We start from the raw sequence: 12702 nt of genomic DNA on the forward strand, positions 1-12702 counted from the left end.
CATGGCGGGGGTTCAGGCGGGCAGCAGGCTCAGGAACAGACGCTGATCCAGCGGTGCCGTGATCGGGTTGTACAGGTCGCGCACGATGCTTCGGTTATCTGCCCCGGCCTGGGCGATCAGGTCCCGGAGGGTGACAAAACGCTGTTCGGGGCGCTTGAGGTGGGCCGCCGTATAAGCGCCCGGCGGGCTGTCGGCCTGGCTGTAGTGAAAGTGCGCATACCACAGCACCGTGAGGCGGTTTTTCTCGCGCACGGCGAACTCCGACACATAGTCCTTGGCGGCGGTGCGTTGCGGGCCGTGGACTAGGCCGATGTCGACGGCGGCATGGGCGCGCAGGAATTCGATGTTTTCCTGGCGCGGGCGCTGGGCCTTGTAACCCTCGATGCAATGCTGGCGGCCTTGGGTGCGCAAATCCTCGGCGCGCAGGCGCAGGCGCTCGACGGTTTGGAGCACGTCCGGCTTGTCGGCCGCGTGGCTGGACAATTCTGTCGCGACGCTGTCGAGGCGCTCGGCCTGGTGCGCGAGCATGTCGTGCCAGTCACGCGGGTTGAGGTCATCGCGACGCGTCGGGTCGCTGAGTTTGCGTTTCTGGAAGTCGATGGAGCGCTCGATAGCCGGCACCTCTTCCAGCAATCGTTGCGCCTGTGCGCGCAGTGTGGACAGCGCCGGTGCCTGGGGTGGCTCGGCGGGACGGCTGGGCCTGGCCTCGACAATTTCCACCCAACCCTCGTTGGGGTGCTCCATAAAGCGCCCGCTGACCTGCTGGGTAATGGGGTTGCGGGTCACGATGGTGGGGAAGGGCTGGTCACGCTGCGCCGGCTCCAGGTCACCCACCAGGGGGCCCTTGTCCCGCGACTTGAACACCCGTTTGGTTCTTGACGGAGCCTGTACCGGTTTGAAGGCCCCCGGTTGCGGCGGCAGGAATTCATCTTCGCGCAGCAGCGCCGCCAGGTCGGCCTCGGCGCTGTCGCGCACGGTGTTCAACCGCTCGATCAGCAGCGGCATGTAGCGCGGGTGCGCCAGGGGCGAATCGAGTTCCAGCAGGCTCTGGTAAATCTGCAGGCGCCGGTTGTAGTGCCTGACCAGGTTGGTCAGCACCTCCTTGCGTTCGGTCGTGGTGAAACCTTCGGTGGTCAGCAGGTCCAGGTGGGAGTCTTCCAGGGCAGACAGGGAGGATTGCAGGTGCCCATGGCGCGCGAGGAAATAGTGCTCCTGCGGGGTGCTGGCCGGGATCGTCCGGTCGATGCTCAACTCGGTGAGCACATCCAGGGATTCGAGGGTGGCATTGAGGCGGTTGTAGAACCGGCGCTTGGGATGCCCGTTGAGGTAATTCAGGCGCTGGGCCGCGCCGGTTTTCAAGCGTGCGGCCATCGCCTCCAGGGTGTCCTCGATGGCAATCATCGCCTGGGCATGGCGCTCGGACACGGCAAAGTTGGTTTCCAGCAGGTCGTTGAAATAGCGCAGCGCCTGCACATCCTGGGCGCTGCCTTGCAGCTCGATCAGCGATTCGCCCTGCTCGGACACAAACGTGGCCAGGTACAGGGACGACAACTGGCTGACGCGAATTTCATCGGTGGCCAGGATCGACTGATATTGCTCCACACATTGCCCTTCGTAGTCGAAGCGGCTGTCCACGGCTTTCATCCGCCCGTAGGCCTCGATCAAGGCGCGCCGTTGTTGCAGCAACTCGGCGGCAGCCGCATCGAAGCGCTCCTGAAACACCTGGAACCCGGCCCTGGCCCGGGAGCGCTGGGCGACGCTGGCGAGGTGCTCGGCTACCCGCGCCGGGTCGTCAGGTGCGCTGCGCAAGCGGGTGCGGGCCAGACCCAGGGCGTTATGGGCCTGCTCGAACTTCTGCCGGGCGGCATCCAGCACCTGGTCGATAGGCTGCAGGCGTTTGATCAGGCCGCTGACCTCATCACTGATGCGATTGATCTCCTCCGACGCTTGGGTGCGCTGCTGGTCGATGTGGGCCAGCTTGGCCTTGAGGCGGTTTTTCGGCCCGCCGCCGCGCAGTTTCAGGCCCAGGTCCAGGCCCCATTGGCCCTGGGCATTGCGCACCAGTACGAAGCCTGGATGCTGCGGTTTCTGCGGATGGATCAGCCACACCTCACCCAGGTCCGCGGCGATGTTTACCCGAAACAGCAGGCCGCCCACCGAGGCATGCCATTGCTGGTCGATGCGATACAGCCCTTTGAACATGCCGGCGTCCAGCGGCTCGGGGGCCGGCACCGGCCATGGCACATGCAGTTCGCGCAGGGCTTCGAGCAGGCGCCGGCGGCTGGCGTCGCGGGCGTTGGAATGGACAAAGTCGACCAGGGTGCGGTCGCCGGCCGGCGGCTCTGCGGGCAGGCCCACCGGGCCCAGTTCCACTGGTGTGGCCGGACGGGGCGCAAGGCCTGGCGGGCGCTGCAGGGCCGCGAGGGTGGCCGGTAAGGCGGGCTCCGAGGGTAACTCGAGGGTCGGGTGTTGCCGGGGGGCCATGTGCAGCAGGATCAGGCCGATGTTGAGCAGCACGTCGACCCAGGCCAGTTCGCGGGCGGCGGCGTCGTCGCCGTGCAGGGCGGCCATATCGTGCCGCAGGCTGACCGCCAGTTGCACCATCCAGCCTGCAACCAGCGCCGGCCCGCGCAGCAGCGGCAAGAGCAGGGCGTTGAACAGCAGCCAGCCACCTTCGAGCAACACCGCCCAACGGCTTTCGGCATTGGACACCGCGTCGCGATCCGCCAGGTCCACCAGCGCCCGGGCGTTGCTGCCGTAGAGGTACTGGGTCAGGTTGCCGGTGGCCAGGCATTGCGCCAGGGAACCCTCGACTTCGCTGCCATTGAACTCCTGTACCAACTGCGCGGGCGGCGGCGCCGGCCACTGCACCGTGTCGTCGCCCTGGCCGAAGCGCAGGATATGCGGGCTGCGGAAGCCGCCGTGGCTGTAGATCGGCCGGGCCTTGTCGCTCATCCAGGCCAGCACGCTGTCTTGCAGTGCACCGGGCTGGGCGATGGCGTCGAACAGGGCCGCGCGGCTGGCGAATTGCTGCAACGCGTCAGAGTACAGCGGGCGATAGAGAATCGACGGCCCGGCGTCGATGTCACGGGGTTCGATGATAAACATGTTGCCGACGATATCCGGCACGGCAGCGGGCTTGCGGGCGAAGGCCAGCGGGCGCATCACGATGTCGAGGGTGTCGACCACGCGCCCCGCCGCGCTGGCGTGCAGCACCGCCTTGACGTAGCGATACCCCAGGAAGCTGAAGCCCTGTTGCCCGCGAATCGCCAGTTCCAGGGCCTGGTGCGGCAGTTGCACGGTCAGCGCCTGGCCGAACAGCGTCTCACGCCGGCGTACCTGCGGGGTGTCGCCCAGCAGCAGGTCGCGCAGCTGTTGCGGGTAGCGCCGGCCGATATCCACTTGGCGGATCAGGCCGGGCGTGCTGTGGAACAGGCCTTTTTCCCCGAGGATATAGTCCTCGGTCAGCCAGGCCGGGAGGGCGGCCCCGGAAGTGTCCTGCAGGGTCATGCGGCCGTGCGGCGCGGCGGCGAGGTTCTTGATCGCCAGCTCGGTCAGGCCCAGGGTCACCGGTGCCAGGTAACCGCTGTGCAGGTCACCCACCGGGACGTGGAAGGTCAGCCGCAGGTTGTCCGGTTCCACGCTGGCGCCAGGGTGGTCGCGGCGCATCTGCTCGCGCAGGGTGCGGGAGGCAAAGGCCGGCAGGCTCTCGACCCCGTCCAGGAACGACGCCCCGGCCTGCAGGCGTTGCAGGCGGGCCTGTTCCAACAGCCCTTGGCGATAGGCGAAACGCTGCTGGGCATTGGCGCTCTGCAGCCAGGCGGGCAACGCCGTCTGGATGGCGTCCTGATGTGTCGGGTCGGGTGCCGGCGCAGCGACAAAGGCGGCGCTGGGGTCTGTCGCCAGGGCAAAACGCTGCTCCAGGCTGCGCACGCCGTCGGAGGCGGGCAGGGCGATGGCTTCGAGGTCATCCAGTTGCTGGTTGAGCAACAGGGCGGCCTGGGTATCGAAGAGATTGCCATCGGGCTCGTAGCGCCTGACCACCACCTTGTCGACCTGCAACCGCTGGCTCAGGCGCTGGCCCCAGGCCTGGGTGAAGACCTCCAGTGAGGCGAATGGCTCGACGCTGCCCGACGCCTGGCACAGCAAGGCCTGGTGGCCTTGCACCAACAGCAGGTCGCTGCTCAGCAGGCGGGCTTCACGGCCGTGCCGGATCACACAGGCTTCCAGGCAGTAAGCATGCACAAATCCGTTGGGCCCGGCCTGGCGTTCACGTCGGTCAGGCTGGCGGGTCACGCTGTCCAGCATGTTCCGAGGCGTGCCGGCGGGCAGCAGGCTGGCGCTGCTTTTGAGGGTGTCCGCCAGTAGATCGCCAAGCCATTGCCAGCGGCTGCTACCGGTGTCGGCAGCGCCGTTCCAATAGGTGGCCAGGGTTTGCTGAAAAGCGATGGGCAGGGTGAAGGCCAGGTCCAGGATCAGCCGTTCGATCACCGCCATGTCCGGCTCGCGGGGGCCATTGGCCTCATAGGTCAAGCGTGAGGGCGGGCGCTGGGACAGGAAGCAGCGGCGTTGGTCGACCACCTGCGTCAGGTTCAGGGCCGTACCATTGCCCAGGTGCTCGAGGACCACATCGGTCAAGCGCCTGAGGTCCCAGCCGCGCCGCTGGTTGGGGGTGGCCAGCTTGAGGGTGGGCAGGTCCAGGGGCAGTGCCGGGAACTGTTCCTGCAGGCGTTCGTGCAGGTGCCGTTCGACCACCTGGCGTAACGTCGGGCGTGTGGCGAACTGCTGGGTGACCGCGAGGGCCGGGGTGTTGCTGCGGTGGGCGAAGTGCAGCGGCCCTGTCGGCGGGGCGTTTGAAGTGTCTGGCATAGGAGATTCCATTCTGTGGGGAGTTCGCCCCCAGAATGGCAAGCGCCGGCCGCTGCCGTGCGGTAGCCCGCTATCGCGACACGACGGCGTGGCCGGATTGGCCTATCATCAGCGTTTTTTCCAGCGATGAATGAGCCTGATGACTGCCGCTTCCCTGCTTACTGAACTCCACACCAGCGACATGCTCGAAATCGATGGGCTGCATGCCTTTGATTTCAGCCTCGACGATCAACAGTTGCTGATCAAGAGCATGGACGGCCGGGCCGAGAAACGTTGGTCCTTCAGCCTGGTGCAGGTGCAGGCCGCAACCTTCGATGACGCCTTGCAAAGCTGGACCCTCACCGGTGATTCGGGCGAGCACCGCCTGGTGTGCATGGCCGCCTTCACCGGCAACAATAACGACGAGGAAGACGAGCATGATGATGCGTAAATTCTGGCCGCTGCTGATGGCCGGCAGTGTGGGTGCGATGTCGGTGCAGGCTGCACCGGCGGACACCTATGAGTTGCTGGTGGGCAGCTACACCGCCGGCTCCAGCGAAGGCATTTATCGCCTGCAATTCGACAGCCGCACCGGCCAGTTCCAAGGCAAGCCGGTACTGGCGGCGAAGTCCGCCAACCCTTCGTGGCTGACGGTCTCCAAAGACCAGAAGCACCTGTTTGTGGTCAATGAAAACGGCCCGGGCCAGCAAGACCCGGTCGGCCGCGTCAGCAGCTACCGCATCGACCCGAAGAATCATCAGCTCACCCTGGTCAATCAGGTGCAGAGCCTGGGCAACGAGCCGACCCATTCCAGCGTCGCGGCGGATGGGCGCTACCTGTTCGTCGCCAACTATTCGGTGCTGGAAGATCCGGGCGGCAGCCTGGCGGTGCTGCCGGTGGATGCCGAGGGCAAGCTGTCGGCACCGGTGCAGTTGAGTGCACACCCGGCCAGTCGCGTGAACCCTGAGCGCCAGGCCTCCAACCATGTGCATTCGGTGGTGTCGTCGCCGGATGGCAAGTACGTGTTTGTGCAGGACCTGGGGGCGGACAAGCTGTTCGCCTATCGCTACGACCCCAAGGCCAACCACGAGCTGCCGCTGACCCCGGCCGATCCGGCCTTTGTGCCACTGCCACCGGGCAGCGGCCCGCGTCACCTGTTGTTCAGCGCCGATGGCAAGCATGCCTGGCTGACCACCGAGATGAGCGCCCAGGTTGCGGTCTTCGATTACACCGATGGCAAGCTCAGCCAGACCCAACTGGTGGACTTCGCCGCCGGCCAACCGGTATCCGACAAGGCCGGCGCCGCACTGCACGCCTCCAGCGATGGCAAGTTCCTGTACGTGAGCAATCGCGGCACCGCCAACCAGATCATCGTATTTGGCGTGGACCCGGCCACCGCCCACCTCACGGAGCTGCAGCGCCGCAGCGTCGAAGGCGACCACCCGCGGGAGTTCAGCCTCGATCCGAGCGGCAAGTTCCTGCTGATCGCCAACCAGAAGAGCAACGAAATCGTGGTGGTCGAACGTGACCCCAAGACCGGCCTGCTGGGTAAAACCGTGCAGAAACTGCCGATCGATGCCCCCAGCGACCTCAAGTTCCTGGTGCGTCAATAAGCCACAGGCCCCGCCATGCGGGGCCTGACCCTTAGTATTAATTGTATTAATAGCGGCTACTGTTTCAAAGCATTTCTAAGGTTCAATCCTCGGGCGTAAGTTGGGTTCCAAGGCCTTCCCCGGCCATCCAACCGAACGAACACAAGGGTTACCGACATGAACTTGAATCTCTTCTCCGTCATCGCCGCCTCCGCCGTTTCCGCCACCGTCGCCCTGCCTGCCGCCGCCAGCGTGGAAGTCAGCGGCAAAAAATCCAGCACCAGCGCCTACACCCAGAAATACCTGCAACAAAGCGCCAACTTCTACGCCGCCCTGGATCACAAGACCCAGCAATGAGCGCTGATTGACCCTGCACACAAGCAGACGCCAAACCACTGGAACGTAAACGCGCGTTCGAGTGGTTTGGCGTTTGTGCAGCTGTCGAAGAAAAAAATGAGGTAATGGCGCATTGCCATGTGTTTAAATTGACGCTTAAATATTGACGCGCTCTTTCATGGAATCGACAGCATGGCACTTCGACTCGCCGCACTTATCCTCGCCCTTTATTCCACCCCGATCCTGTCATCCGTGCAGTTGACGGACGGCGAACCGGAGATCGCTCGCGAGCGGTTGTTGAGTCTGATCGAAGGCTAAGTCTTCGCCATCACGCCGATAAACAGGGGCGATTGCAGGAATTCTTCCAACCAGCGTTGCAACGCTTTGTACGGCGTACCGGCAAACCATTCGCGGTCCACGTGGGCAAACTGCCGTATAAACGGCGCGAGCGCCATGTCCGCCAGGCCAGGGTGGTCGGCCAGCAGATAGGCGCGAGTGGCCAGCAACCCCTCGAGCTTCTGCAAGAACACCTCGCCTTCGGCTCGATAGTGTTCCACCGGCTGCTCGGGATAGCGTTCGGGGTACTTGTATCGATTCAAGTGATGTTTAAAGGTTGAATCGTTCTCGGCGATCAGCTCAAGTACCGCCGGATCCCCCTGCAATAACCAGTTATCCGGATCATGCCGGGCCAAGGCCCATTGCATGATCGCCAGGCTCTCGTCGATCACCTCGCCATCCACCACCAGCACCGGCACCGTGCCCTTGGGCGACAGTGCCAGCATCTCCGCCGGCTTGGCCTTGAGGCTCACCTCGACAATCCGCACCGCCACCCCCGAGTAGCGCAGCGCCAGGCGTGCGCGCATCGCATAGGGGCAGCGCCGGAACGAATACAGCAGCGCCTCGCTCACTTGACCTCCAGGGTGCTCAGGCCGTTGCCCTGGCGCTTGACCTGGATCTGCACCGGGATGCGTTCGTGCATTTCCTGCACGTGGGAGATCACCGCCACCTTGCGCCCCTGGGCCTGCAAGCCGTCGAGGGCGTCCATGGCCAATTGCAGGGACTCGGGGTCGAGGCTGCCAAAGCCCTCGTCGATAAACAGCGATTCGATCTTCAAGGTGCTGGAGGCCATCGATGCCAGGCCCAGGGCCAAGGCCAGGGACACCAGGAACGTCTCGCCGCCGGACAACGAATGCACCGAGCGCAGTTCATCGCCCATTTCCGTGTCCATCACCAGCAGGCCCAACATGCTGCCGCCGCGCTTGAGACGGTAGCGGCGCACCAGTTGACGCAGTTGCACGTTGGCATGGTGCACCAGCAGGTCGAGGTTGTAGGCCTGGGCGATCTTGCGGAAGGTGTCGCCGGTGGCCGAGCCGATCAGTGCGTTCAGGCGTGCCCAGCGTTGCCACTCGTCATAGGCCTTGGCGATCTGTTCGGCCAGGGCACTGTTGGCGTCCTGGCGACGCTGGTCTTCGGACTGGCGCGCGCGCAGTTCGGCGCAGTGTTTTTCGCCGTCGGCCAAGTGTTGATTGAGCGCAGCCAGGGCGCCGTCGAGTTGTTCGGCGTCCAGGTTGCCGTTGTGCAGGGCCTGGTGTTCGGCGAGGCGTTGTTCGCGTTCCAGCAGCAATACCTTGGCTTGCTCGACGGCTTTTTCGCTGCTGTGCAGATGTTCGCGCAGCGTGGCGATGTGTGTGTCATCAAACGCCAGCAGACGCGCCAGGCCCTCGTCATCCAGCTCGGGGTGCAGGGCGCGCCATTCGGTGGTGCGGGCATCGAGGCTGTGCTGTTCGGCTTCGAAAGCTTGCTCGCGCTCCTGCTGGGCCTTGAGGTCGGCGGCCAGTTGGATCAGTTGGTTGCGGATGTCCTGCAACTGCTGGTTGGCGTCCGTCTCGCTCTGGCGTGCCTGCTCCACGGCCTGTTCCAGTTGCTGTTGCCAGTGTTCGGCGCTGGCGTGCTCGCCCAGCAAGGCCCCGAGTTTTTCCTGGGCGGCCTGCTGCTGCGTGGCCAGCTCGGTAAATTGCTGGTTCAGGGCCTCGAGTTGCTGTTGGCGATGTTGTTGATGGGTCTGTTCTTTCTCGATGGCCTGCTGGCGTTCCTGCTGCTCGGCCAGCTCATCCTTCTGATGGCCCAGTTGTTCAAGGCGTTGGCTGACCTGCTGGTCCAACTGCATAAAGGTCGCGGCCGGGTCGCTGCGCAGGCCTTCCAGGGTGTCGGCGGGGAGCAGGCTGGCGAAGGCGTTGAGTTCTTCGTCGAGGCGCTCGCGGTCGTTGGACAGCTCGCGCTGCTGGTCCACCAGCAATTGGCGCGCCTGCTGGCTCGCGTCCTGGGCGGCTTGCAGTTGTTGCTGCAAGCGCCCGGCGTTTTGCTGCAGGTTGAGCAGGGCGCCCTGGCGCTGTTCGTCCTGGGTGATGCTTTGGCTCAGTTGGCTGAGTTGCTGGGCCAACCAATGGTTGCGTTTGGCTGCGTCCTGATTGAACAGCGAGGCTGCCAGTGGGTGCGCGTCCAGGCTGGGCTGGAGCGCCTGCTGTTGAGTGACCAGGTGTTCCTGTTGTTGCAGGAATTCTTTTTGCTGGGCGATCAGGCCGCCGACTTCACCGCGCAGTTCGGTGAGTTTTTCCTTGAGGGTATCGACCGCTTTCTGCGCCGTGGCCTCTTCGTTGTCGTCGTGGCGCCCGAGGCTCTGCAGCAAGGCTTCGGGCTGGTGGTACGGGTGCTCGTGGCTGCCGCACACCGGGCAGGGCTGGCCGTCCTGCAATTGTTCGCGCAATTCCTCGACGCTGGCACTGCGGGCCAGGCGCTGACGCTCCAAGAGTTGCTTGGTCACCGTCAGGGTCTGTTCAGCCACGGCCAGCTCGGCCTTGGTTTGCAGGCCGGTCTGGTTCAGTTGGTCGCGTTGCCGGGCGGCATCGGCGAGCTTTTGCGTGAGGGCAACGGATTGCTGCTCCAACTGCTGCTGGCTGTCCCACAGGCGTGACAGGTCTTCGAAGGCGCGCTGCTGCTTGCGATTGTCCTGCAACAGGCTGGCCAGCAGTTGCACCTGTTCGGCCACGGCATGGGGTTCGGCGCCGGCTTCTTGATACAGCAGGTCGAGGGCTTCGCGTTGCTGGGCAAATTTTTCTGCGGCGCTGGTAGCACGCTGTTCAAGGTCTGGCAGTTCGGCCTGGCCTTTTTTCAGGCGATTACCGATCAGCATCAACTGTTGCAAGCGATCGCGGTAGGCGTTCCAGGCATCGCCCAGCGGCGCGAGGGCGCTGCTGCGCTCCAGTTCGGCGGCGAGGCGTTGCAGGCGCTCGTCGACTTGTTTTTGCTTGTCGAGCAAGCCATTCAAGTTGGCTTGACCTTCAGTGCAGGCGGTTTGCGCCAACTGTTTTTCAGACGCAAATTTGCCCAGGCTCTCGGTCAGGTGGGCGAGGGTGTTTTGCGCATCGAAGGCTTGGCGTAGCAGGGGCGCGGCGGCAGTTTGTTGCTGCTGTGCGTCAACCAGCGCCGTCTGGGCCGCGGTCTGCTGTTGTTGCAGTTGCGCCTGGCGGGTCTGCAGTTCAGCCTGTTGCTCGGTGTACTGCTGAATCTGCGCGGCCAGTGGCGTCAGCAAGGTGAGCAGTTCAGCCCTGCGCGCAAACTGATGGCGCTGCGGTGCCAGTTGGTCGAGGCGGCTCAGGTCCTGGCGCTGCGTGGCCTGGTTGTCCCACTCCGCTTGCGCACGCTGGAGCTGCTCGGTGGCACTGCGCTGGCGGTCCTGCCATTCGCGCAGTTCCTTGAGCCAGGTGTGCTGTAACTCCAATTGCTTGAGTTGGGCCTGTTGGGTCTTGAGCTGTTGCTGGGCCGCGTCGAATTGCCGGTCCAGTTCGGCGCGCGCCTCGGGGGCCAGGGGCACCACGCCGGTGGCCTGGTCCTGCAGGTGTTTGTGCGCGTCCTTGGCGTCCTTGGCCTTGTCGAACGCACGGCGGCCGAGCTGGGTGTACAGCGCGGTGTCGGTGAGCTTTTCCAGCAGTTCGCTGCGTTCGTTGTCGTTGGCCTTGAGGAAGGCGCTGAACTCACTCTGGGCCAGCAGCACGGCGCGGGTGAACTGCTCGAAGTTCAGGCCCAGGGCCAATTCCAGCTGGGTCTTGTATTCGGTCTTCTGGCTCGCCAGCAGTTGGTCGCTGTCCAGGTCGATCAGGCTCTGCCGACTGTTCTGCAATTTGCCGCTGGCCTTGTCGCGGGCGCGATTGGCTTCCCAGCGCGCCCGGTAGCGACGGCCGCTGACACCGACAAAGTCCACTTCGGCGTAGCCGCCACCGGTGCCGCGCCGGATCAGGGTGCGTGGATCGCCGATGGAGATATCGCTGTCGGCATCCGGCATCTTGGCCTGGCCGGTATCGCCCAGGCGTGGCACGGCGCCAAACAGCGCCAGGCACAGGGCATCGAGCAGGGTGCTTTTACCGGCGCCGGTCGGCCCGGTAATCGCGAACAGCCCGGCACTGGCCAGGGGCTCGGCGGTAAAGTCGATCTCGAACGGGCCGGCCAGGGAGGCGAGGTTTTTCAGGCGAATGGCAAGAATCTTCATGGCTGTTCACCTGCCTGTTGCACTTCCTGGAGCAGCACGGCGAAATCCTTCAAGGTCTGTTCATCCACTTCACTGCCGTAGCTGTCCTGCCAGGCACGGCTGAACAATTCCTGGGGCGTGAGCTGGTCGAGTTCGATCAGTGCGTCTTCGTTGCTGTCGTCGCGGCGGCCTTGGCCGGCGTATTCGGCGGCGATGCGCACCAGGCGTACGGCCTTGCCTTGCAGGGCGGTTTCGATTTGCTGGCGCAGGTCCGGTTGCGGTTCGTCGAGGCGTACGCGCACTTCCAGCCAGGGGTGGCGCTGGGTTTCGGCGAGCAGGTCGATGTCGGGCAGCGCCTCCAGGGCCTTGAGGATGTCCGCCAGGGGCGCGGCTTCCAGGCGTTGCAGGTTGACCGAGCGGGGAATCAGCAGCGGTTCGACGCTGACCAGTCGTTCGCCCTGGAACGTCACATCGAGGATCTGGTGCTTATAGCCAATTTCGGAAAAGGACAGCGGTATCGGCGAGCCGCTGTAGCGAATGCGCTCCTCGCCATTGACCTTTTGCGGCTTGTGCAAATGCCCGAGGGCAACATAGCCGACACTTTTGTCGAACAGTTTGGCCGGCAGCGCCTCGGCATTGCCGATGATCAGGCTGCGCTCGGAATCTTCCGACACCGAACCGCCGGCCATGTGCGCATGGCTGATGGCAATCAACGCCTGGCCTTTCTTGCGTTTGGCGTTGGCCGCCGCGATCAGCCATTCATGGACCTGGCCGATACCCTGCAGGTAGTCGTCACCCAGGTGGGCACCGGTGACTTCCGCCGGGCGCAGGAACGGCAGCGCCAGGCACCACGCGGCGACCTTGCCCTTGGCATCCGGCAGGGGAATCAGCAGGCGTTCGGCGTCCAGCTGGCCGTCGTCCAGCCACAGCACGCGGCCCAGCGCATGGGTGCGCAGGCGCCGCATCAACGGCGCGGGCAGCTCGATCCGCGAGCCGGAGTCGTGGTTGCCGGCGATCATCACAATGGTCAGCTTGGGGTTTTGTTCGTGGGCGCTGATGATGAAATCGTACAGGCGCTCCTGGGCCTTGAGCGGCGGGTTGACCGTGTCGAAGATATCGCCGGCGATCAACAGCACATCGGGTTGCTGGGCCGCGATCTGGCGCAGCAGCCACTCGAGGAAGCAGGCGTGTTCGAAGTCGCGTTCCTGGCCGTGGAGGTTTTGGCCCAGGTGCCAGTCGGAGGTGTGGAACAGACGCAAGGCGAACTCCGTAGAGGAAAAGAGGATGAATGGCCGCCGAAAACAAAGCAGGGCGATAAAGCCGGAGAGTTTACCTGTAAATACCCTGTTACCAGGCGCGCTTGGAACTGACCGCTGATGAACATGCACTCAAAACAGGTCCCAG

Annotated in this window: 8 protein-coding genes; 4 read left to right on the top strand and 4 right to left on the bottom strand. The window is 64.4% G+C overall.

From position 1 onward, the window contains the following. Positions 1-12: 12 nt before the first annotated feature. Positions 13-4869 carry a hypothetical protein gene (locus BLQ09_RS11660; RefSeq protein WP_092356821.1) on the bottom strand — a complete coding sequence of 1619 codons (4857 nt, stop codon included), beginning with the start codon at positions 4867-4869 and terminating at the stop codon, positions 13-15. Between the two features lie 139 nt (positions 4870-5008). On the opposite strand from BLQ09_RS11660, the gene BLQ09_RS11665 reads away from it, so the two are divergent. The 4 genes from BLQ09_RS11665 (at position 5009) to BLQ09_RS31515 (ending at position 7094) form a co-directional block, all read left to right on the top strand. Next, positions 5009-5299: a DUF5629 family protein gene (locus BLQ09_RS11665; RefSeq protein ID WP_027608579.1), complete on the top strand. Its 291-nt coding sequence runs from the start codon at positions 5009-5011 to the stop codon at positions 5297-5299. Further along, positions 5286-6461: a lactonase family protein gene (locus tag BLQ09_RS11670; RefSeq protein ID WP_027608578.1), complete on the top strand. Its 1176-nt coding sequence runs from the start codon at positions 5286-5288 to the stop codon at positions 6459-6461. Before BLQ09_RS11665 ends, BLQ09_RS11670 begins: the two co-directional genes overlap by 14 nt. Positions 6462-6617: 156 nt before the next feature. After that, entirely contained in the window at positions 6618-6797 is a 180-nt protein-coding gene (locus BLQ09_RS11675) for a hypothetical protein (protein WP_027608577.1), read from the top strand. Between the two features lie 171 nt (positions 6798-6968). Continuing rightward, positions 6969-7094 (top strand): hypothetical protein, encoded by a 126-nt coding sequence (locus BLQ09_RS31515; protein ID WP_256097795.1) that lies wholly within the window; start codon positions 6969-6971, stop codon positions 7092-7094. Here BLQ09_RS31515 and BLQ09_RS11680 read toward each other — a convergent pair. From BLQ09_RS11680 to BLQ09_RS11690, 3 genes are read right to left on the bottom strand one after another with little or no spacing between them, the layout of a single operon-like run. Next, positions 7091-7684, bottom strand: a complete 594-nt coding sequence (locus tag BLQ09_RS11680) for a glutathione S-transferase (protein ID WP_092356824.1) — start codon at positions 7682-7684, stop codon at positions 7091-7093. The genes BLQ09_RS31515 and BLQ09_RS11680 overlap by 4 nt on opposite strands. After that, positions 7681-11319 carry an AAA family ATPase gene (locus BLQ09_RS11685; RefSeq protein ID WP_092356827.1) on the bottom strand — a complete coding sequence of 1213 codons (3639 nt, stop codon included), beginning with the start codon at positions 11317-11319 and terminating at the stop codon, positions 7681-7683. Before BLQ09_RS11685 ends, BLQ09_RS11680 begins: the two co-directional genes overlap by 4 nt. Then, positions 11316-12557: an exonuclease SbcCD subunit D C-terminal domain-containing protein gene (locus BLQ09_RS11690; protein ID WP_092356830.1), complete on the bottom strand. Its 1242-nt coding sequence runs from the start codon at positions 12555-12557 to the stop codon at positions 11316-11318. Before BLQ09_RS11690 ends, BLQ09_RS11685 begins: the two co-directional genes overlap by 4 nt. Positions 12558-12702 lie beyond the last annotated feature (145 nt).

This window comes from Pseudomonas sp. NFACC25 (assembly GCF_900100935.1).
Lineage (GTDB): Bacteria > Pseudomonadota > Gammaproteobacteria > Pseudomonadales > Pseudomonadaceae > Aquipseudomonas > Aquipseudomonas marginalis.